The following is a 22716-nucleotide window of genomic DNA, read 5'->3' as shown; positions in this document are numbered from 1 at the left end:
TTGGGGCTGTTGGTGGCTAGATTGCACATTTAAGCTGGTTAGATAGTGAGTGCATAAAGAAGCGCGTCTCTTCCAAATACGCGCTTTCTACACAGCCCTTCTTTCACGCCGCCAATTCGCTCGGCAACACGCATACTCGCTTTATTGTTTGGTTCAACAAAGCACTCTAGTCGGTGCAGATTCATTTGCGAGAATGCGAGCTTTTTTAGCGCTTCACACAGCGCCGTCGCTAAGCCTCTACCGCAAGCGTCGGGTCTTAACCAGTAGCCGAGGTTTGCGGTTAAATGGGTATGATGAATATGATTGATAATACCCATGCCCAAACACTTTTCGTCATGCATTAACAAATACGTAAGACCGTAGCCTGTCTGACGGGCTTTTTCCATATTAGTTATGCACTGCTTTGACAACGCTGGCGTAACAGGGCAGACCGCAGAGCCGAACCAAGGCTTTACATGGTGAATAGATTGTTGGCCCGCATCACACAGCGCATTGCAGTGTTTCTCTGCGATGCGCTGAATACTAATTGGGCCTTGCTCCGACTGTATGGGAGGTAGGCGAGAGGGTAAAATGGATAAGTCGATCAAAAGGGTTTCTTATCCAGTAAGCGGCAGGCAAATACAATGGCAAATACAGCGAAGTAAGCAGCAAAAATTATTTGCATCCACTCTGCCATTCCCATAGACAAAAACTGCCACGTGTCTTCCAAACAGTCACCCTCAGCAGCAAACACCGCGGGCAGCCATTCGTGAAGCTGTAACCACGAAGGGAAGTTTGGCACTATTTCACAGCTGGCAAAAAACGGGTTGGCAGCGTTGAGAATACCTACGTGTTCTTTGGCTATTAAAAATCCCCAGCCTGAAGATACCGCCCAGCCAGCAAAGCCAAGCATACGGGTAAACCCGTTGTTTTTTATTACAACAATAAGTGCCGACAAAACAATGCCGTACATAGCCGTACGCTGATAAATACACATAATGCATGGTTTCAGGCCCATGCCATATTGGAAGTACAGGGCAGCAATTTCCAATGCTAGTGATGTAGCAAAAAGCACAAGCCATGAAGACTTGTGCTCTGCCCACTGGCTTATGCCGTGAATGACACCGCGCATAGATTAATGACCTACCGCTTGTGCGCCTGCTTCAGCTGCAGTGTGGTGTTCAATAAGGTGCATGTCGTATAGCCACTGAGTAGCATCAGCAAGCCCAATATAGGTCGCTACCAGACCAACAATAGTAAGTACTATCGTATATGGCAACGCCATCATAACCATACGGCCGTACGACAAACGAAGCAGTGGCGCGATGGCAGAGGTCAGCAAGAATAGGAAAGCAGCTTGACCGTTTGGTGTTGCCACACTGGGTAAGTTGGTTCCCGTATTGATTGCTACAGCAAGCATATCGTACTGGTCACGTGTGATTTGACCGGCCTGTAGAGCAGCTGTGACTTCAGTGATATAAACAGAGCCCACAAACACGTTGTCACTCACCATCGACAGCACACCGTTGGCAAGATAGAACATGACCATCTGCGTTTCGCCCTCAAACGACAGCACCCAATGAATAACTGGCTGGAATAGGCCTTGGTCAATAATAACCGCTACAACACCGAAGAATACGCAGAGCAAAGCAGTAAACGGTAATGCTTCTTCGAATGCTTTTCCTAGCGCATGCTCTTCGATTACACCGCTCATCGATGTGGCTAGGACAATAACAGACAAGCCAATTAAACCGACCGAAGCCATATGTGTCGCAAGACCGACGATTAACCAAACGCCGATAAGCGCTTGTACTACTAATTTGGCGGTTTCACGCTTACTGCGACCCTTGTCCATGTGGTCGTTATAATCGACCAAAATTTGTCTAACCGCGGACGGTAGTTTTGCGCCATAAGAAAACATGCCGGTTTTCTCTAGCACTACGGTGGTTAACAGACCAAATACAAAAACAGGTAAAGTAACAGGCGCCATGCGGATAAAGAATTCAACAAAGTCCCAACCTGCTTTATCAGCGATAATTAGGTTTTGAGGTTCACCTACCATGGTCATAACGCCGCCAAGTGCTGTACCTACCGCTGAGTGCATCATTAGGTTGCGCAAGAACGCCCTGAAATCTTCTAGGTCGTGACTTCCTAGTTCGTCGTCACTGGTGTGATCGTGATCAGAATGGAACTCTTTGCCTGACGCCACTTTGTGATAAATAGAATAAAAGCCCAAGCCCACGCTTATGATTACTGCTACTACCGTTAGCGCGTCGAGGAATGCAGATAAAAACGCAGAGGCAAAAATAAACGAAAGCGAAAGTATTAGCTTATTGCGTACCTTGATAACCAGTTTGGTAAACAAGTACATAAGTAAATCTTTCATAAAGTAGATGCCTGCTACCATAAATACAAGCAGTAGCAATACTTCTAAGTTCACTTCAATCTCATGCATCATATGACCGGGTGTTGTCATACCGATAAACATGGCTTCGATAAGGAGGAGTCCACCTGGTTGAAGCGGATAGCACTTAAGCGCCATTGCTAGTGTAAATATAAACTGAATGACAAGCGTCCAGCCAGCTATATATGGGTCCACCATAAAGATGAAGGGATTAACAATGAGAAAGGCAATAATGGTTTTTTTATACCAGTCGGGCGCATGTCCCAGGAAGTTCTTATAGATCGCCGCGATCATTGAGGTTTGCATGAGTTCCTGTTCCTTTTACAACAAAGCACGCATTTTGCGCATCTTTATACTGTGTAGTTCCGGTTATTGCATACTTAAACTGCTGGTGCTTTACGATTTAATTCGTCTAACCGCCGTTTCGTAGCTGTCATTATAGTCGGAAATTAAGCGTACATGATATTACCGCCTTGAGAAAGCAATTCACAGACCCCACCATATGAAAGTCACTGAATATTTATCACTTTTTTGAAGATAAATATCATTAAGATAGATAATGCTGACTATTTCGAACATAAAGTGAACAGTGAATACTTTAGTGTCTCTGAAATAACACTTAGATTTTAACAAGTTGTTAAAAGCTTCGGTGGACTAGGCATAATTCATTGTGATAATAAAAGAGCATCTGGTACAATCAGTTGTAAAATAACAAGAACGTGCAGGCGATTAGTTATGATTTATAAGGCACAGAGTCCAGCCGGATTCGCCGAAGAATATATTGTTGAATCTATTTGGAGTGGAAGGTTTCCACCTGGCACCATTTTGCCTGCAGAGAGAGAGCTTTCTGAGCTAATAGGTGTAACGCGAACCACTTTGCGAGAAGTATTGCAGCGTTTGGCACGAGATGGCTGGTTGACTATTCAACATGGCAAGCCGACCAAGGTAAATAACTTCTGGGAAACGTGCGGTCTGAACATTCTTGAAACCCTGGCTCGCTTAGACCAAGAGGGCATTCCTGAGCTTGTTGATAATTTGCTTGCCGCGCGTACTAATTTAAGTGCTGTTTTCATTCGAGGTGCAATCCGCAACAACCCTCAAGCGTCTGCAGATATCATAGCTAGATACAAAGACGTTGAACAAGAAGGCTTAGCTTTTGCGCAATTTGATTATCAGATGACTCACGATTTAGCGCTTGCCTCTAATAACAACGTTTTCGTTTTGATGATGAATGGCTTTCGCGGGCTTTACTCGCGAATTGGAGGCTACTTTTTCTCGCACCAACAAGCACGGGATGTTGCAAACAAGTACTATGCTGACTTGCTTGAGGTCGCCGAAAAAGGCGAATACGAAAAAGTACCAGTAGTGGTAAGAAACTACGGTATTGAGAGTGGCAAAGTCTGGCTTTCTATTCGCGACGAAATGCCAAACGACTTAGTAGATTAAAGGTTTTGAACTCTCATTCTGTTTATCAAAGCTGCGCCTAGTAGTCGACCTGTAGTCGTTAAGAGAGCTAGATTTAAAACACCGCATGTTCTAAAGAACCTGCGGTGTTTCTGTATGTGAGCTAGATGGATTCAACTTTTAGTAGAGCTAGAATATTTCGTAACATTTAATTTTAAACTCGCTATCATTCACGCTAGAACCCCAATCTCATTTATATATACTCAAATAAAAGAACACGGCTTAGTGTTTCGTTGCGCATTTTTAAATGCTGGTAAATACAAAGCGTTAGCAAAGCCTCTAAAAGGAAGAATTGATGAAATATTTATGGATAGCGCTTGCTGCAGGCGGACTGATGTCAGGCTGTAGCCTTGAGAGTAAAACGGAAAGCGTTCAACAGGAATTAGACAACACGGCTCAATCGGTTATGTTAAATACGAAAGTAAATGCACCAGTTGCGAAAAAAGTGCTTTATGAAATGTCGGCCCATGGGGTTACCAGAAGAGATAATTATTATTGGATGCGTGACGATTCTCGTACTGATAAAGAGATATTGACGCATTTAGAGCAGGAAAACAGCTATTTAGAATCAGTGCTTGCTCCGCTTAAAGAAACTCGTGAAGCGCTTTATGAAGAGCTGGTTTCTCGCATAGAAAAGGATGACTCTACAGTTCCAGTATTCGATAATGGCTATTGGTACTACACCCGTTATTCGGGAGAGAACGAGTATCCGGTATACCTGAGAAAGCCAACGCTGGATGCAGAGCCACAAGTGTTGCTTGATGCGAACGTCATGTCCGAAGGACATGACTATTTCAGTATTGGAAGTTACTCGGTGAGCAGTAATAACACGCTAATGGCGTACTCCGAAGACACGCTTAGTCGTCGCATTTATACCGTTTATGTAAAAAACCTGGAAAGCGAAGAAAAGCTCAGTGACGTACTTGAAGGCACATCAGGCAGCGCGGTATGGGCAAACGACAATGAACATTTGTTTTATGTGAAAAAAGACCCGCAAACCCTTTTGGGTTATCAAGTGTATCGCCATAAGTTGGGTACGTCCCAGAAAGATGATGTACTAGTTTACGAAGAAAGCGACCCAACGTTTTATACTTACATAAGTAAAAGCAAAGACGACAGCGTCATTTATATCCATCATTCGAATACTGAAAAAACTGGCGTGACCTTGATTGATGCAGATAAACCCACGTCTGAATCAGAAGTATTCCTACCTATTAAAGACGGTCAGGAATATAGCGTAGCAAAAGCAAGTGACGGTTATTATGTTCTTACCAACATTGATGCAAAAAACTTCAAAGTAATGAAGGCACCATTAGATGCAACAAGTGACGTGTCGAAATGGAAAGAAGTAGTCCCACATCGTCCAGAGGTATTTCTTCAAAGTATTGAAGTGATGAAAAATCACCTAGTAGTAAAAGAGAAAGAAAACGGTATGCTGCGCATGGTTGTGCATAACCTTATTTCAAATGAAGAAAAGGTTATACCAACTCAAGACCCTATTTATGGAGCGTACTTTAATGCTAACCCTGAAATGGACACTAACAAGCTTAGAATTTATTACAGCTCGTTGACTACGCCAGGCTCTATCATAGACATCAACCTTGATACGCTTGAAACTGAAGTGATGAAGCAAACCCGTGTATCTGAGACCTTCGACTCATCCGCTTACGCATCAGAGCGAGTGATGATTGAAGCGAGAGATGGTGCACAAGTTCCGGTTTCTTTAGTTTATCGCAAAGATAAATTTAAGAAAGACGGCACTAATCCCCTATATCAATATGCTTATGGTTCGTATGGCGCAACTATTGACCCGACGTTTAGAAGCAGCTGGCTTTCACTCATAGACAGAGGTTTTGTTGTTGCTATTGCACACATTCGCGGGGGCCAAATGCTAGGGCGTGAATGGTATGAAGACGGTAAAATGCACCAGAAAATGAATACATTTACTGATTTTATCGATGTATCAAAAGGCTTGGTTGCTAAGCAGTATGCTGATGAAGATCGCCTATTCGCGATGGGTGGCAGCGCAGGTGGTTTGCTAATGGGAGCTGTCGTGAATATGGCCCCTGAGCTTTACCAAGGGGTGAGTGCCCACGTGCCGTTTGTTGATGTGGTGACCACTATGAGTGATGAGACTATTCCATTGACCACAGGTGAATATACCGAATGGGGTAACCCAGCAAATAAAGATGAGTTTGACTATATGCTGTCTTACTCGCCTTACGATCAAATAGAAGCTAAAGATTATCCGCACATGCTAGTGACCACAGGGTTGCATGATTCGCAAGTGCAATACTTTGAGCCTATGAAGTGGGTAGCGAAACTTAGAGAGTATAAAACAGACGATAACTTGCTTTTATTTAAAACCGACATGGAAGCAGGGCACGGTGGCGCGTCAGGACGCTTTAAGCGTTTTGAATCAACGGCCCTAGAATATGCCTTTGTTTTGCATCTTGCAGGTGTACCACTTTAGGAAGCCGCGTTTTTAAAGAAAGTTGACGTCAGTCACTACTTAGATTGTTCGCTTTTCAAAGAAGAAGCACTTCAGTATTTAAGCCCGAATAAGCACACGCTTTTCGGGCTTTTTTATTTTTTAGTGTTTTTAGTATGCGGATTCTAATTGTTAAGCGTAAAGTCTAACCATGGTGTTGAAACACACTCAAATTTAGCATTCATAGGAGCTGAACATGACTACTACTGACACAATCAAAGGCAAAATTAACGAAGCCGAAGAAATGGCGCGTAAAATTTGGTTAGCAGGCCTAGGCGCTTATGGAAAAAGCGTTGAAGAAGCACAGGGCCGTTACGAGAAGTTAAGCGAAGAAGCGAACAAAATGTTCGACGAGCTTGTGACTAAAGGTGAAACTTTAGAAGACGACGCGAAAAGCAAGTTCAAATCTACCACTAACGATGTGGAAAACCGTGTAGCTGACGTTCGTAAAAAGCTTGGTTTAGATTCTGAACCAGCAGATCAGCGTATCGAAGAGCTTTCAGCAAAAATCGACGCTTTGACTGAAGCCGTTGCAAAACTAGCTGCAAGCAAGTAAAGCATAGGTTCTTTTGAGCACCGCTTGCGGTGCTCTATATGCAGTTTTCATTTACTACTTCGCTAAAGAAGGGTATTAAAATAAATTGCAATTGAGTGGCAGTGAAAGAAGAGCGTTTAAGCTTAAGATGAGCTCTCAAAGAAGCTTTTAAACAAAGCATTTAGGTTAAGCTTCGAACATTTCTTACATTGCCATGCTTACAAATCTCCATATTGGAGGCGTTATGAGCAACAAAGATATCCCTAATCCTGAAGCTGTGCCTGTTGTCGAAACCGACTCGACTACACTGAATGGCACCACTGTTTCACCTCTTAAATCGTCACCCTTGTTTGGATGGCTCTTTGCAGGCTCAGACCTATTGTCTGCAAAGCTTGATCAAGCCGCAGGTGTGGTCAGCCAGAAAATTGATGACACCCACGAGACCATTAACGCTATGCAGGTTAAAGGGCTTGAAGTGGAAAGTGAACTTAGGCGTACACTTAATCCACTTGCTTTCGTCGATACTGCACAAAAATTGGTGACATCAACGCCACTATTTTCAGCATTATCAGGTGGTCAAAAACGTCAAAAGAAAGAACAGCAGCTTGAAGTGTTGAGTGCAAAAGTGGATTTGCTCGTCGAGCAAGTAGCCCTACTAGCTGCAAAAGAGGCGGCTAAAAAAGCCGAAGCGACAAGTACTGCAAGCAAGGCTACTTCCACTAAAAGAGCAGCATCTAAAAGTGCCTCAGCTGAGTCGACCACGACTACATCAACTACTACGGGCACTCGCAAATCGAGTACAGCAAAAACAGCCACTACAACAGTTACTTCATCGTCTAGTTCGACTAAAAAGGCCGCTACTGGAACAGCTAACAAGCGAGCTGGGGCAAAGTCGACGACAGCTAAGAGTACCGCGCGTAAGACAACAGCTAGTACTAAAGCGACACCGGCCAAAAACACGGCTAAAAGTACATCGAGTTCGTCTGAAAGCACTAAGAACGACGACTAAAAACGTTCAATAAAGATAGTTATTGGTAGTTGCGCCAAATAAATACGCGTATATTTGGCGCGGCTTCATTTAGGTTCGTTTGAATTATCTTTTTGTTTGAGTGTAGAGATAATTATCGGTGTTGTCAGGCTTCTAAGCTATCCACCTCTAATCCAAGAATTTTAGCCAGTATGTCTGAGTCATCTTGTATTGCGTAATAATCGCCGTGAAACATTAATACAATTCTTGTTTGGTTAGTAGTTAGGATGCTCAGTTCGTGACATGTCAGTGAGCGTTCAGATGTATATATTTGTGTCGTTACTAAAAGAAGCTTTTCAAAAGAATCAAAAGCAACTTTAGTTTTCGGGTTGTTCAAACTGCCGATGTTTATCACTTTTTCTTTTAGGTCAAAATAAAATGCTCTTCTGCTTCTTCTGCATACAAAGGCCGTTCCTAAACTAAAAAGTCCCCCCAGTGTAAATACAACTATAACAAACTCGGTTTTAGAATTAAGGTTGGGTTCCAACTGCCAAACTTTAATTGACATGTATATGCATACTGCCCAGCAGAAAAGATGCATTCCCCATTCAAACAAATAGCTTCTAAGGTTAGGAGTAATAGCGACAATATCGTTATTTATCTTCAATTTAGCGTTGCAATAACTAGAAGCAGCTATTTCTCTTGTAATAGTAATTTCGTCATCCGTTTTCATACAAAAATTCCTTTTGAATAATAAAAACGAGTATAAGAAATATTAATGCCGTAGGCTACGCATAGAGATAGTTGTATTTGAGTTTTGTTTTACGTTTTTCAGCGGCGGGCGTTTGAAGAAAATATGAAACGGGTAGCCATCAAAATAAGTAAGCGAACTGTATGTGCCAATAGTAGCTTTTAAAAAGCAACTAGATAAATTCAAAATCATCAGCGCTTATACTTTAACTTAAAAATAAGTACGTAAACTAACCAAAGAAAGACCGACCAAGAAATAAGAAATCCGGCAAGCAACATCGACATATGTTCCCAAACGACACTTTTGTTTAAAACGGATTCTTCCGGGTTATTGGGGTTTATGTAAATGTCTACTGGCTCAGAAGCTGCAAATTTTCTTTTTAATTCATACCCTAATTCAAGCATAAAGCCGTCGTCATAAATGTCATACCAAGTAACTCTTCTTCCAGTATGTTCCTGGTCACTAGTATTATATTTGTAAAGGATACGAGGCGTGTATAAAGTATATTGGTTTCGATTATCTCTAGTCGTTGATGTAATCATTTCGTCAATATATACATTTATTAAAGTTGCTTTGATGGGAACCCAATTCATTGAAGAAATGGGGCCGGCTAACCCTTTAAATACTTGTATTGAGAAGACGATGACAAAAACTAGAGCAATTGAAGCGACAAAATAGACCCCCAATCTTGCTTTTCTAAGTTGTGCTCGGCTTACCTCAATAGTCATAAAAACGTCTCATTCAGCCCGTGTTTTATCATATTTTTATAGAAGAGTACTTGCTCGCTAATTGTTCTTCGCCCACAAATTCTGATGCTTTTTAAAACCAAAGAAGTCATAGGGTTCCCAAAAGCTTGGCACCAAATCGTCAATAGCATCCGGCGTGAAATTGTTTGACAGCTGGCTCATGATTTCGCCTAACCTTTCCTGGCCCACGCGCATTAGCTTTTTTCTGTTCGCCGGGAAGTACAGGTTTCTGCCTTTAGGGATGACTTCTTGCGCACCGCTTGTGATGTATTTTTGGTTCCTTGTCACCACTTTGCATAAAGGTTCTGCGGGGTTCGCGGGGTTCAGTCCAATTACTATGGCGCACTCGTATTGGTCTTTTTCTTGGCCCTTTTCATTCACAGGAATATAAGTAACTCCAAAACCTTGGGGGAAGTAGCCCACCAGTTCAACAAAGTCCTGTGCTAATTGTTTATTTAGGCCGCCTTTTTTCGCAAGTTGCTCAATTAGCATATACCCCTTGGGTAAGCTCATTCGTGAGTAGTCTGACTTGGTTGAAAGCACAATGGAAACGTAAATTTGAGGGATCTTTACAATCTCGCCTAAGCCGGATTTTGACACAAAGGCGTCTTTAACCAAACTCAGCAAAAATTCGTTAGCGTCTTTGTGAGTTTGATTGAAACGGTCTCTCTCTTCTTTGTTGTTACCTACGTAGTTAGGCTGGCCCAAACCATCGGATAAGTAACGTAACGTGAAGTGATAGTTTAGCTTCAGCAGGTCTTTTCGCTGCGATTCTTCTAATAAACGAAACTCATCTAAGTCGCCGTTTTCACCTTTTAATATGGTTTGCGCAGCAGGGCTTTGTAAACCAATATCTTGTAGAAGGGCGGCGGTGATAAGAGGGCGACCTAACTCAGTTTTCCATTTGTCTCGCCAATAGCGGTTTCCGCGAAAGCGAGAGGCGGCTTCTCGATACTTTGATAAATATTTGTGGGCAATTGTATCGTGTTCTAAAAGTCTATCTACTAAGCGCAACGTTAAAACAGCCTTGTAAAGTGGTTTGAAGCGCATATGTACACGAGCGAAATTGCCCTCAGGGCCTCGCGTTAGCAACATTATTGTTCCAAGCAGCTTAGCACTTTGTTGTTGTGTTTCTTGCCAGTTATCGCCTTCACAGAGTTCGATGATTTTAGTGCTCACAGCGTCCAAACGCTCTAATCTTGCTAGGCGCTCTTCCTCAAGTTTTTCTGAACTATTTTGTATTTGTCGGGCAAGCTGCTCAGCCAATACTTCTTTCGTTTTGTTACCTTCAATTCTTTTAAGCTGCACTTTTAAGTCGTCGATATGCTGCTCAAGGGAAGGAGTGACTGAAAAATAATGGCTGGCATCCTCAAAAACTGAGCCATAGCCCGTGTCTTTGGGATAAATCATATTGATAAGTTGTTTTACTTGTTGCGTGTAAATGCTATCGGGGTTATGGCTTTGTGCGCTCACCGTCTTCCTTTAAAATGATACTGCGAATTGCCATTAGACTGCTATAAGCAATTCAAGACAGACCAAGCGTTGCACAGGTTATCTAACCTCGTGCCCAAGCTCTACTGCCTCACGTTTTTTCAATTGACTTAAATGATACCGTAAATTTTCACTAATTTTGGTATTTCTTTTAATAACATGTAGTTGCGGCCATGATGCCCGCTCTCCGCTTACAATTAACTGGCTAATGCTTTCGCGGGTTGGGTTAGACAATACGTGGGACAAATTCCTTATTTGGCGCTTGGGTAAAATATTGATATTGCCAACGTACTGCTGATCAATAATAGAACGTACTTTGTGAATTGCTAGCTTGGCGCTCTTATTTCCTGTTAAACGTTCAATGATATCAATAGCGAAAATACTATTGGTTTTCGCAAGTTGTCCAATGTGACGTGCCGACATATCCCATAGCGAGTTAGGATCGATGCGGTTTGATGAAATGAACGGCACCGCCAAAGGGTTTGTTTGGCTTACAATACTATGGTTCACGCCATATAACCGAGCCAAGCGCTCGAAGGGGAGATCTGCCATTAACGAACCGTCGGCAAAACGTCGGTTAGGTATGTAGGGGACAATCTCTCCAGCCGGGGTTTTCGCTCTTAGCTGCACTGGGCTAAAAATAACAGGTACAGCACATGATGCACGTACCGCTTGGGTAATAATTGCATTAGGCGATGTTTTGGCATTTAACAGTCGCGAATGCTGATGCAAGTCAGCGGGGGAAACAGTGACAGTTATGTGTCGCCCTGTCTTTGTAAACGCTTCTTCAAAGGTTGTAAGGTCGAACAGTTCAATCAGCGCGTTTTCAAGCACTGAGCTATCGAATAACCCTTTTTTCCCAAGCCCTGCGAAACTTCGCCAATGCTTAAAGGTTTCGTAAATAAAGTCGGCGCTGAGTGCTTCTAATAATTGGTCGTGCGTTCGTGTGCCCAACATAGCCGCGATGATTGACCCTGCACTTGAGCCAGACACTACCGTAGGCAGTAAGTTTTTTTCGTTTAACGACTTAACCACGCCCGCGTGGAAAAAGCCTAAGCCAGCGCCGCCTGAAAGCATGAGGCAGCTACGGCCGAAGGCATGGGCGGTTTCATCAAAAAACGATAGCTTCTCATAGAAGTCTACGTCTTGTTCATCGGCGTTATAGATCTGCTCTAGCGCCAATATCACTTCATCAATAAACTGTTCAATAAGATATTTAGTGCCAATTTTGCACTGGGTAAGCAGTATAGGGTTGGCGATATTACCTAAATTGCCGTGCAGTCCCTCGTGCAGTATGGACATCAGCGCATGTAAATCGCCTCTGCTTCTAGCCAGCTGTAGGCGTTGAACACGCTTTCGAATAAGCTTGTAGTCATAGTCATCGCTGGCATCTTTTGCTTTCCACTCTTCTGCGCCAGACAGCGCATCGTGTGCTAGGCATGCGGCCTCATATTCATCGTAACTGCTTGCATGCTCTATCTCATGTTCAAGCTTTTTTAACCGCAAATCGAATACTGCCATAACGATAACCTATTTAAGTTGATGAGCGCTGCCGCCTTTCTTGTATGACAAGCAAGAGCGCGGATAACACCAGCAAAAGGAAAAATGCGTATTTTGAACGCTGTTTACAGAGTGGCGCATTCATCGGCATTTACTAAAAGCATTCAGTAAGCCTGCGCGTATCAAAAGCGATCTATACGCCATCTTGAGTGTATGGTGTAAATTTAGAATTCACTACCTAAACCCTTCTACTAAATTGACCGCTTGGTGCTTTTAGCGTGTTACTCAAGGCGGTATCTTTTAATTGTTAGGCTTTCAGAAGGTTGTTTTCAATCAACAATTAGCAGTAATTTTGTTTTTTACATTGACCATTTCATAAGCACTCAGTAGCCTGAGAGAGAAAATAATAATGTGGATCTCTTTTTTGTAGTATGGAATGGAATTTTCAAACGCTAAGCCTGCTATCAATCCCTTTAATTAGTGCCATTGTCGGGTGGCTGACTAACTATTTGGCGGTAAAAATGATGTTTTACCCCATAGAGTTCGTTGGCATTAAACCTTTCTTTGGGTGGCAGGGGCTTATTCCCGCGAAGCGCCGCCAAATGGCAGAGATTGAGGTTGAACTAGTTTTAGGTAAATTACTGAGTGTTGAAGAATTAGCCCAGCGCTTAGATGCAGATGAACTAACGAAGGCTATTGAGCGCCGCTTAGGGCAGGTTATACGCAAAGTTGTCAATGACGTAATGGCCGAATCAGCGCCTCAACTTTGGGCAGCTTTGCCTGTGCAAGGTAAAAATTTAGTTTACCAACGCATTGAAAACGACATCCCTAATGTGGTCCACAAAATGGTGGATGACTTCCAGCACAATGTTTCAGAAATTCTAGATATAAAAGAGCTGGTGGTAGAGCAGCTGGTTAATGCACCTGAGCTCGTTAATGAAATTTTCTTAACGGCAGGCAGCAAGGAGTTTCCTTTCATAGTGCGCTCTGGCTTTTACTTCGGTTTCCTATTCGGCTTACCAACCATGTTGCTTTGGTATTTCTACCAAGCATGGTGGATATTACCCCTAGGCGGACTGCTTGTGGGCTATGCCACCAATTGGATTGCCATCAAGATTATTTTCGAACCCAAACGCCCGAGAAGACTGGGGCCTATTACTATTCAAGGTATGTTTTTAAAACGCCAAAAAGAAGTGTCTGAAGTTTACTCAAGCATTATTGAAGAAAAACTTATAACACCTAAAAACATCACCCATATAATTTTGCATGGTTCAGGCTCAGCCCAGCTTTTGGAGCTCATTGAGCTTCATGTCAACGACGCTATTGAACGCTATGTGGCTATCGCGCAACCTTATTTTGCACTAGGTGTTGGGTCAGAAAATTATCATAAAATGAAGGCGCTAGCGGTACGTCAAATCTTTGATAATTCAGATAAATACTTACTTTATGCCTTTGATTATGCCAACAATGCGATGCAGATAGGGCACGATTTGAGTGAACGAATGCAGGCGCTGAGTGTTGAAGAATTCGAAGGGGTGTTGCGCCCAGCTTATCAGCAGGATGAGTGGAAACTCATCGTAACAGGCGCTATTTTGGGTATGGTAGCTGGTGTTGCCCAACTTTATCTGGTGTTTATTTAAGGTGTTCCATAAGTAAAAACTAACGCACAGGGTTGGTAAGGGGTCGGATTAAATTATGAAAACCGCGCAGAAAATACTACTCACCGCGCTTACGTTATTCAACGAACATGGCGAAAACACGGTAACCAGCGTTGATATCGCCGTCGAGATGGATATTAGTCCGGGGAATCTCTACTACCACTTTAAAGGTAAAGACAGCCTTGTTAGTGCGTTGATGAAAATGCATGAACAACAAATGCAGAAGATACTCAATCGAGAAAAACTCGATACACTTCATCCTGAAGAAATTATGTATTATCTGTATTTGCTTATAGATAGTATTCATGTATTTCGCTTTTTCTACCGTAGCCCAGCCGACCTAGCAGAAAAGTATCCCAGTATAGTGCGCCCTAGACAGCACATATTATCTAGGTTAAATAAACAATTAGCGTTTCTTTTTGAATCATTATCAAAGCGCGACATTCTTATTGCCTCCAAGGCAGACAGGGCACTTATGGTGGATTTAATGTCCTTGATCATCACACAGTCTTGTCAATTTGATGAATTAAACAGTCATATGGATAGTACGATGCAGCGCTATCATGCTTTGTCACTAATGATGGTAAGCGTTTTGCCAAGGTTGGCGCTTTCCCATGAACAAAAGCACCAGCTAGAACAGATGCTCGACTCTCATGACTTTGTGAGAAATGCCTCAACCCCGTCACCACTCGACTTCGCGTAAAGCAACATAAAGGAATAGTAATGGCAAAAACGCTCAGTTTCTTAGATAAGTCATTTTGGATAACCGAGTCAGACGAGAATCCAAAACATGTAGCTTGTTTGCAGCTACTTGCCATACCTAAAGGGGCGAAAAGTACCGAATACGTGCCCCAGTTATTCCGAGAAATAAGAAGCTATGCCCGTGCTACTTCTCCGTTCAACTGTGCGGTAAAAACGGTATTGGGGTACCCGGTAGGGTTTGCGCCGGTGAAAAAGCTCAACATGGATTACCACGTTCAAATTCATCGCGTAGCTGACGTTAAAAACCGCGAAGCGCTAGATGCATTTGTAGCAAGACTACATGCTTCGCGGTTAGATCCCGACAAGCCCCTTTGGCAATACCATTTTATTTTTGATGATAACAGCGAGACGTTTGCTATTTATGCACGGGTTCATCATATGTATGGAGATGGAGCGACCCTGGTACGCTGGTTTCAAGCCGGTTATGTATCAAACTCTCACGAGACTAAGTTCACACCAGTATGGGCAGTAAAACGACTGCGTCATAAGCGCAGAGAGCCCGTGAGCTTTTACAAACGCTTGGTAGGCGTGGGTTACGCGCTTAAAACCGCGCTCGATTTATTTATTATCTTTATTCGCATATTCATGAAAGCGCTGCGAGTAAACCCACACTATATGCCTATTCCTTTCACAGGTACGAAAACAGTGCTGACTGGTCAAGTAAAAGCAGGTAGGGCTGTGGCCACTATGGACTTAGACTTTAAGCGGGTGAAAGCGCTAGCGAGGCGCACGCGTTCTACCGCAAATGAGGTGTTGCTATGCGCTTTTGATATCGGTGTGCATAAGTTACTACAAGATCATGGTCAGGTATTTAAAAAAGCCTTATTCACCAATATGCCGATTAATTTGCGCAAACCCGGTGAGAAAACCACAGGTAATAAAATAGCTATTGTGCCGGTGGAGTTAGCACATGGCGAAAACGACCCCTATCTTAGGTTGCGCCAGATTGTGGTGAATCATCGTATTGTTAAAAATGCAGCGCAGCATGCGCGCCCTGCGGCATTTAGTGGCTATACCATTGCAATTCAATCTCTTGCACTGGTCTTCGAATGGTTAAAGCTATCTAGCGTAGTTAAACCCATTGCAAATATTCTTATTTCAAACGTACCTGGCCCCAAAGATACAAGGTATCTAAAAGACGCGGAGTTATTGGCTTGCTACCCTATTTCTACCATGACGCCTGGGGGCGGGGTAAATATTACGCTTATGACCTACGCGGGCACTGCAAATGTGGGCTTGGTGTGCTGCAATAAGAACATTGAATCGTTACAACCGTTAGCGCGCTACGTCAAAGAAGCATTCGATATGCTAGAAGCGAGCGTGGACGATCCAAGGCTAAACATCGACGATATTGGCGAGCAGGTGGATACCGTGCCTGTCTCTATTGTGTCAGATCACTAGTATGCGTAACTTTTAGACTGAGCGCTATTCAATGAGATAGAAGCGCAGTACGTTGTCTTCTACACGTGCGTTTTGACCTAGTTTCGAGAAGAGTACTTCGCGCCAGTGGTCACCACGCATAGTATGGCTTAAGTCTTCTTGGGTAATTTGCTTTTTTAATGCCTTGTTAATATGGGGAATGTGATATTCCAATACTGCTTGTTTAGAACCCGTTAAATAGACCTGTAAATAGTCCGCTGCAATATCAGATGTTCCGGCGCTAAAAAGCGATAGGGCTGACTTTAACGAGCCGCCAAGCAGTGTATTTACACTTTTAGGAAAGAAGCGCGAAACCAAAAACTGTGTGTCTTTAATCAACGCGTAATCATCGTTGACTAAACTGACACTATCAGTGGAAAGGCCGGTTAGATAAAGCGTGCTCATATTTTTGTCGTAATGAGGCGATGCTGACACAGTGAAAACCACGTGAGCGCGATAAATAGTTGAAGAAGCTACCGCAATATTAAGTGCCGCAAGGCACTGAAGACCAATACGGTTGTTTGCATTATCTAATGTAATGTTGCCTTCAAGCACGGTCACAGTGCCACTTCCCATAGGGATGTTGAAGGTGAAGGTGTAAGGAAAGCTATCGTCTATAAGATCTTGGAGTTCAGCTTTGGTAAAGTCGTCGTGCGTCAGCTTACCCCATTTCACAAGCCATTGTGCCAGGTACACTTTGCATTTGTCTTTGAAGGATAGGTTATTGGTCAAGGTGTATTCTTAGCCTAATTTTTCTAGGCAGTGGCTTGTAGCTAGATAGTTTAATGTAATGCATATACCAGTACAGCACTTAAGTTATCAGGATTATTAGATTTTTTAAATCTTACAATTTAATTCTTTTATTGATGAAGTATTGTTTGCTAATCTGGTCGTACCACAACGTTTTATTAACATTTAAAAGTCTTGCCCTCAAGGAGTTGGCGAAATGAGCGAAGTACTCAGCAAATACGATTACATCATTGTAGGCGGGGGCTCTGCGGGTGCAGTGCTTGCCACTCGATTATCGGAAAATCCTGCGTTAGATATTTTGCTATTGGAAGCTGGCTCAAAGGATACCAACCCACTTATTCATATTCCTTTTGGTTTGTCTCTGCTCAGTAGGTTTGAAGGTATTGGTTGGGGTTATCATACGGCTCCTCAAAAAGAAATGTACGACAGAGAGCTGTTCTGGCCTCGCGGTAAAACCTTGGGCGGCAGCAGTTCAGTCAACGCCATGTGCTATATTCGAGGACAAAAAGAAGACTACGACCGCTGGGCTAATGAAGAAGGGGCCGAGGGCTGGTCATTTGAAGATGTACTGCCTTATTTCAAACGTTCTGAGAACTTTGAAGAAGGTGCTGATGAATATCACGGCACAGGTGGCCCGCTAAATGTTAGCAAGCTTAGGCATACAAGCGTACTGTCCGATGCTTTTGTGAACTCTGCGTCGATTGCAGGCTATCAACAGCTCGACGACTTTAACCGAGACGATAGGGAGGGGCTTGGTTACTACCATGTTACACAAGTCAACGGCCAGCGCTGCTCAACAGCAAAAGGGTACTTAACGCAGGCAAAGCACCGCAACAACTTAACTGTTCTTACGAGAGTCGCTGCTGAAAAGGTGTTATTAAAAGAAGGGCGTGCTATAGGGGTTCAAGTACGTGAAAAAGGGGTAGTAAACCGCTATTTCGCTAAAAGCGAAGTTATTCTTTGCGGCGGAGCGATCAATTCACCTCAACTTCTAATGCTTTCGGGTATTGGACCCAGAGCAGAACTAGAAGAAAAGGGGATTTTTGTACAGCAAGACTTGCCAGGTGTGGGCCAAAACCTACAAGATCACCTAGATGCCATCGTGCAATATACCTGTAAAGCCAGAGAAGGTTATGCCGTGGCATTCGGAGCGCTGCCTTCTTACGTTAAAGCCACCGCAGACTACGCGTTTAAGCGCAAAGGTATTCTTTCTTCAAATATCGCTGAAGCCGGTGGTTTTGTTAGATCAAGCTTAGCGACACAGGGCCCTGATATTCAATTCCACTTTTTACCTGCAATTTTAAACGACCATGGAAGACAGTTGGCTTTTGGTTATGGTTATGGCCTGCACGTATGTTGCCTATACCCCAAAAGCCGCGGCACTATTTCGCTTCAAAGTAACCATCCTGCCGATCAAGCGCTTATTGACCCGAATTACTTATCCGCAGAGGAAGATCAGCAAGTCATGATTGAAGGCGTGCGTATTGCCCGAAAACTGCTGTCTGCACCAGACTTCGACAAGTTCCAAGGCAGTGAATTATATCCTGGGGAAGAAGCTTAGACAGATGAAGAAATATTAGAGTTTTTACGAGAGCGCGCTGAAACCATCTATCACCCGATTGGTACGTGTAAAATGGGTAGTGATGACGATGAGATGGCAGTGGTTGATACACAATTGCGCGTAAGAGGTGTAGCAGGTCTTAGAGTGGTAGATGCTTCGGTGATGCCAAGCTTGATTGGCGGCAATACCAACGCCCCCACCGTCATGATTGCCGAACGTGCTGCTGAATTTATTAAAGCGACCCACGAAGGGCAGCCAGTATCTTTGGCTAAAGCAGAATCGGCATAATTAAAAAGATGCTAAGAGCGAGCCCTCATCTCGCTCTGGCAATTCATCCGCTCTAAGTATTCATTTGCTTTTGCATAAACAAATCTGCTGCACAATCACACATTTCGTCGATATGGCTGCTGTCAGCGTATATACCGTCAATAAGCAAACGCGCTATACCGTGTAACGTGCCCCACGTTACCTGTGCCAGTCTCAGCGCATCCTGATTGTTTGGAAGTAGCCCTTTATCTTGCCAATAGCGCGTCATCGTCACTTGAAACTGAAAGCAGGGAAATGCAACGTCTTTCAGATCGTTGGTCGCCGCTTGATTTTGCCAAATAGTGCGACCAAACATCAATTCATACATCTCGGGGTTGTCGGCCGCGTAGCCAATGTATTCGTGAACAAATTCACGAAAACGTGCCTTTGGCGTTTTGTCTTCTTGCTCAAAAATGCGCTTTGCCGCGCTATGCCAGTCGCTAAAGCCTTTCGCCGCGATAGCACTTAACAAAGCACTTTTATCTTTAAAGTGATGATACGGCGCAGTACGTGAAACCCCGGCATCTTCTGCCAGCTTTCTCAGCGAAAGACTATCAACGCCATGCTCCGACAAACGCGCCGTTGCTGCCTCTATAAGGGCACTGCGTAAATCGCCATGATGATAGTTTTGTACTGCATTAGCCATATATCAAATATTTCCGTTGTTGCAATTGGGACGAATAGATAACGTTTTATCTTGACACTGTCAACATAGCCTTTTATCTTGACGCTGTCTAGTTTGCAAATTTGTTAACAGGAATAGCCCAAGGAGACAGCGCAAACCATGAAGTACTCTACATTAGAAGTAAAACAAGAGGGCCATATCGCCCACGTAGTACTTAATCGCCCTGAAGCGATGAACAGCATGATCCCAGAGTTCTGGACCGAGCTACCGGCAGCCATTCGTGAAATAGATGATGAAGCCAAAGCACGGGTAATCGTTATTTCATCTACAGGTAAGCATTTCTCTGCCGGTATGGATTTATCGGTGTTCCTGAATATGAAAGAAGACTTTAAGGGCGACCCATCGCGCAGAGCTGAGCGTATGCGCCGTATGGTGATGTTGCTTCAAGATAGCTTTACCGCCATAGAGCAGGCACGTATGCCGGTTATTGGCGCCGTGCAAGGCGGGGCAATTGGTGGTGCAGTAGATTTACTTAGTGCATGCGACATGCGCTATTGCACACAAGATGCTTTTTTCACTATCAAAGAAACCCAATTAGGCATGACGGCGGACGTCGGCACGCTTCAGCGCCTGCCAAAGCTTATTCCCATTGGCATAGTGAAAGAGTTGGCGTATACCGGTCGCAATTTTGGTGCTGTAGAAGCGCAGCAACTTGGTTTTGTAAATCAGGTATTTGACGACCAAGAATCAATGCTAGAAGCGGTAATGAAAATAGCGCAGCAGATTTCAATGAATTCGCCGCTCGCGGTTTCAGGCACTAAGACTATGATTAACTACGCGGTAGAACACACGGTGGCAGAAAGCTTGACCTATATGGCCACATGGCAAGCGGGCATGTTCCAAATGGAAGATGTGTTTAAAGCCATGGAAGCACAAAAAACCAAAACGCTGCCGGAATACCCGCCTTTACACCCAGCGATTAAAAAATTGAATTAGTAAGTTAATGTAATTAATTGAATTGTAAAGCGCCTTCATAGAAAGGGCGTATTAGACAAGATTATTTGAACAGGCTTTTTAACGGCTTCAACCAAGCCAAAAACACTTTCAGGAATGTATCATGAATCAGACCGTTACCGATCATCCCGTTTACCCTCATTTATTTCGCCCATTAGATTTAGGTTTTACCACCCTTAAAAATCGCGTGCTTATGGGCTCTATGCACACGGGTTTAGAAGAATTACCCGACGGCCACAAACGCATGGCGGCATTTTACGGCGAACGTGCCAGAGGTGGTGTAGGTCTTATTGTTACCGGCGGTATTGGGCCAAATGAAGAAGGCGCAACCCATCCATCAACGTTTCGTTTAGATACCGACGAAGCAGTGAAAAACCACAAAGAAGTCACTGATGCAGTGCATATAGCGGGCGGCAAAATTTGTATGCAAATTCTGCACACGGGCCGTTATGCGTATAGCCCTAAACTTGTTGCACCTTCTGCGGTACAAGCGCCAATTAACCCGTTTAAACCAAAAGCGCTAGAAGCTGACGAGATTGAAAAGCAAATTAAAGATTTCATCACTGCAGCAACTCAAGCTCAGCGCGCTGGCTACGATGGCGTTGAAATCATGGGTTCTGAAGGCTATTTCCTTAACCAGTTTATTGCTAAACGCACTAACCACCGTGACGATGAATGGGGCGGTGAATACGGGAACCGTATCCGCTTACCTATTGAAGTCGTGCGCCGCGTGCGTGAGGCGGTAGGTAAGAACTTTATCATTATCTATCGTTTGTCGATGCTTGACCTTGTTGAAGGTGGCTCTACTTATGAAGAAGTCGCACAGCTTGGCAAAGAAATCGAAAAAGCGGGTGCCACTATTATCAACACCGGTATAGGTTGGCACGAAGCGCGTATCCCAACCATTGCCACTAAAGTACCGCGAGCGGCATTTACATGGGTAACGGCTAAATTCCGCGAAGCACTTTCGATTCCGGTAATCACATCGAACCGTATCAACACCCCTGAAGTCGCTGAAGAAGTGCTGTCTCGCGGTGATGCAGACATGGTATCAATGGCTCGCCCATTCTTGGCCGACCCTGACTTTGTGCGCAAGGCGCAGCAAAATAAGGCCGATGAAATCAATACCTGTATTGGCTGTAACCAAGCCTGTCTTGATCACGTATTTAACGGCAAAATGACCAGCTGTTTGGTAAATCCTCGTGCGTGTCACGAGCTTGAAATTAACGTAAAGCCAGCAGAGACTAAAAAGCGTGTAGCGGTTGTAGGCGCAGGTCCAGCGGGATTAGCAGCAGCAGTGACCTCGGCCGAGCGTGGTCACGACGTTGTGATTTACGACGCATCTAGCGAAATTGGTGGGCAGTTTAATATTGCTAAACAAATCCCTGGCAAAGAAGAATTCTATGAAACGCTGCGTTATTTCAAGCGCCAAATTGAGCTTCATAAAAATATTACCCTCAAATTGAATACTTATGTTGATGCGGCTGCGCTAAACGATGAAGGTTTCGATGAAGTTATGATTGCGACGGGTATTAAGCCACGCACGCCAGCGATTGAAGGTATTGAGCACGAAAAAGTACTGACCTATATCGAAGTGTTAAAAGAGAAAAAGCCTGTAGGGAATAAGGTGGCCATTATCGGTGCTGGCGGTATTGGTTTTGATACCGCTGAGTATTTGTCTCATGGCAAAGAAACGCCAAGCCAAGACATTCCTGCATTTATGAAAGAGTGGGGCATTGATATGACCTTCTCGGCTCGCGCAGGTATTGAAGGCGTTAAGCCGCAGCCAGATCCATCGCCAAGAGAGATTTTCCTATTACAGCGCAAGACAACCAAAGTTGGCGCGGGTTTAGGCAAAACAACGGGGTGGGCGCACAGAGTAGGCCTGCTTGCCAAAGGCGTGACCATGATCCCTGGCGTAAGCTACGATAAAATTGATGATGAAGGGCTACACATTACGGTAGAAGGCAATAGCCAAGTATTGCCGGTAGATAACATCATCATCTGTGCAGGCCAAGAGCCGATGCGTGATATTGTTGAAGGCTTAAACATGCCTTATCACTTAATTGGTGGTGCAGACGAAGCACTAGAGCTAGATGCAAAACGCGCCATCGACCAGGGTACGCGCGTGTGCGCTACGGTTTAATTACCTAGCGCAAAAACACAGTTAGAAATATAAGTGCCTTAATAGGAGGGACTTAAGATTGATAATAAACCCCTCTTTTTTCAGAGGGGTTTATTTTTTCCAGCCGCCGAAAGCTGTAGTTTTTATGAAAATACCGAAACCACACCT

18 protein-coding genes and 1 pseudogene are annotated in these 22716 nt (G+C 43.8%); 10 read left to right on the top strand and 9 right to left on the bottom strand.

Features of this window, described 5'->3' with window-relative positions; genetic code table 11:
• Window positions 1-38: 38 nt before the first annotated feature.
• Genes ACYX4M_RS18985 through nhaB form a run of 3 tightly spaced genes read right to left on the bottom strand, consistent with a single transcriptional unit; the run spans window position 39 to window position 2689 of the window.
• Window positions 39-587: a GNAT family N-acetyltransferase gene (locus ACYX4M_RS18985; RefSeq protein WP_474857117.1), complete on the bottom strand. Its 549-nt coding sequence runs from the start codon at window positions 585-587 to the stop codon at window positions 39-41.
• Window positions 584-1111 (bottom strand): disulfide bond formation protein DsbB, encoded by a 528-nt coding sequence (dsbB, locus tag ACYX4M_RS18980; RefSeq protein ID WP_474857116.1) that lies wholly within the window; start codon window positions 1109-1111, stop codon window positions 584-586. The genes ACYX4M_RS18985 and dsbB overlap by 4 nt, the downstream gene beginning before the upstream one ends.
• 3 nt (window positions 1112-1114) lie before the next feature.
• The gene (gene nhaB / locus ACYX4M_RS18975) at window positions 1115-2689 is read right to left on the bottom strand and encodes a sodium/proton antiporter NhaB (RefSeq protein WP_476081318.1); all 1575 of its coding nucleotides are present in this window, start codon (window positions 2687-2689) and stop codon (window positions 1115-1117) included.
• Between the two features lie 429 nt (window positions 2690-3118).
• Here nhaB and fadR point away from each other — a divergent pair, with 429 nt between their 5' ends.
• The 4 genes from fadR (at window position 3119) to ACYX4M_RS18955 (ending at window position 7882) form a co-directional block, all read left to right on the top strand.
• Window positions 3119-3829, top strand: a complete 711-nt coding sequence (gene fadR, locus ACYX4M_RS18970) for a fatty acid metabolism transcriptional regulator FadR (protein ID WP_476081317.1) — start codon at window positions 3119-3121, stop codon at window positions 3827-3829.
• 313 nt (window positions 3830-4142) lie between these two features.
• Window positions 4143-6320, top strand: a complete 2178-nt coding sequence (locus ACYX4M_RS18965) for a S9 family peptidase (RefSeq protein WP_476081316.1) — start codon at window positions 4143-4145, stop codon at window positions 6318-6320.
• A 214-nt stretch (window positions 6321-6534) separates the two neighbouring features.
• Window positions 6535-6894: a phasin-related domain-containing protein gene (locus ACYX4M_RS18960; RefSeq protein WP_025255732.1), complete on the top strand. Its 360-nt coding sequence runs from the start codon at window positions 6535-6537 to the stop codon at window positions 6892-6894.
• A gap of 223 nt (window positions 6895-7117) precedes the next feature.
• Window positions 7118-7882: a hypothetical protein gene (locus ACYX4M_RS18955; RefSeq protein ID WP_476081315.1), complete on the top strand. Its 765-nt coding sequence runs from the start codon at window positions 7118-7120 to the stop codon at window positions 7880-7882.
• 124 nt (window positions 7883-8006) lie between these two features.
• Here ACYX4M_RS18955 and ACYX4M_RS18950 read toward each other — a convergent pair whose 3' ends face one another.
• From ACYX4M_RS18950 to ACYX4M_RS18935, 4 genes are all read right to left on the bottom strand, one after another.
• The gene (locus tag ACYX4M_RS18950) at window positions 8007-8573 is read right to left on the bottom strand and encodes a hypothetical protein (RefSeq protein WP_476081314.1); all 567 of its coding nucleotides are present in this window, start codon (window positions 8571-8573) and stop codon (window positions 8007-8009) included.
• Between the two features lie 209 nt (window positions 8574-8782).
• The gene (locus ACYX4M_RS18945) at window positions 8783-9319 is read right to left on the bottom strand and encodes a DUF3592 domain-containing protein (RefSeq protein WP_476081313.1); all 537 of its coding nucleotides are present in this window, start codon (window positions 9317-9319) and stop codon (window positions 8783-8785) included.
• Window positions 9320-9376: 57 nt separating this feature from the next.
• Entirely contained in the window at window positions 9377-10810 is a 1434-nt protein-coding gene (locus ACYX4M_RS18940; protein ID WP_476081312.1) for a hypothetical protein, read from the bottom strand.
• A 78-nt stretch (window positions 10811-10888) separates the two neighbouring features.
• Window positions 10889-12349: a DUF3336 domain-containing protein gene (locus ACYX4M_RS18935; protein WP_476081311.1), complete on the bottom strand. Its 1461-nt coding sequence runs from the start codon at window positions 12347-12349 to the stop codon at window positions 10889-10891.
• 410 nt (window positions 12350-12759) lie between these two features.
• Between ACYX4M_RS18935 and ACYX4M_RS18930 the strand changes: the two genes are divergently transcribed.
• Genes ACYX4M_RS18930 through ACYX4M_RS18920 form a run of 3 tightly spaced genes read left to right on the top strand, consistent with a single transcriptional unit; the run spans window position 12760 to window position 16149 of the window.
• On the top strand, window positions 12760-13968 hold the full coding sequence (locus tag ACYX4M_RS18930) for a DUF445 domain-containing protein (RefSeq protein ID WP_476081310.1): 1209 nt from the start codon (window positions 12760-12762) through the stop codon (window positions 13966-13968).
• A 55-nt stretch (window positions 13969-14023) separates the two neighbouring features.
• Entirely contained in the window at window positions 14024-14689 is a 666-nt protein-coding gene (locus ACYX4M_RS18925) for a TetR/AcrR family transcriptional regulator (protein ID WP_476081309.1), read from the top strand.
• 20 nt (window positions 14690-14709) lie between these two features.
• On the top strand, window positions 14710-16149 hold the full coding sequence (locus tag ACYX4M_RS18920) for a wax ester/triacylglycerol synthase domain-containing protein (protein ID WP_476081308.1): 1440 nt from the start codon (window positions 14710-14712) through the stop codon (window positions 16147-16149).
• Window positions 16150-16173: 24 nt separating this feature from the next.
• Here ACYX4M_RS18920 and ACYX4M_RS18915 read toward each other — a convergent pair whose 3' ends face one another.
• Window positions 16174-16899, bottom strand: coding sequence for a DUF1439 domain-containing protein (locus ACYX4M_RS18915; RefSeq protein WP_476081307.1), 726 nt, complete (start codon window positions 16897-16899; stop codon window positions 16174-16176).
• Window positions 16900-17113: 214 nt separating this feature from the next.
• Here ACYX4M_RS18915 and ACYX4M_RS18910 point away from each other — a divergent pair.
• Window positions 17114-18766, top strand: a pseudogene (locus ACYX4M_RS18910) (GMC family oxidoreductase).
• A gap of 52 nt (window positions 18767-18818) precedes the next feature.
• On the opposite strand, the gene ACYX4M_RS18905 reads toward ACYX4M_RS18910, so the two are convergent.
• A complete protein-coding gene (locus ACYX4M_RS18905; RefSeq protein ID WP_476081306.1) occupies window positions 18819-19430 on the bottom strand; it encodes a TetR/AcrR family transcriptional regulator in 612 nt (203 codons plus the stop codon).
• A gap of 138 nt (window positions 19431-19568) precedes the next feature.
• Here ACYX4M_RS18905 and ACYX4M_RS18900 point away from each other — a divergent pair, with 138 nt between their 5' ends.
• Complete coding sequence (locus ACYX4M_RS18900) at window positions 19569-20405, top strand: crotonase/enoyl-CoA hydratase family protein (RefSeq protein WP_476081305.1); 837 nt, start codon at window positions 19569-19571, stop codon at window positions 20403-20405.
• A gap of 121 nt (window positions 20406-20526) precedes the next feature.
• A complete protein-coding gene (locus tag ACYX4M_RS18895; protein ID WP_476081304.1) occupies window positions 20527-22569 on the top strand; it encodes an oxidoreductase in 2043 nt (680 codons plus the stop codon).
• Window positions 22570-22716 lie beyond the last annotated feature (147 nt).

It is taken from the genome of Alteromonas sp. ABV4_150 (assembly GCF_056311745.1).
The sequence above is the reverse complement of the archived record's forward strand: the minus strand, read 5'-3'. Positions and strand labels throughout refer to the sequence as shown.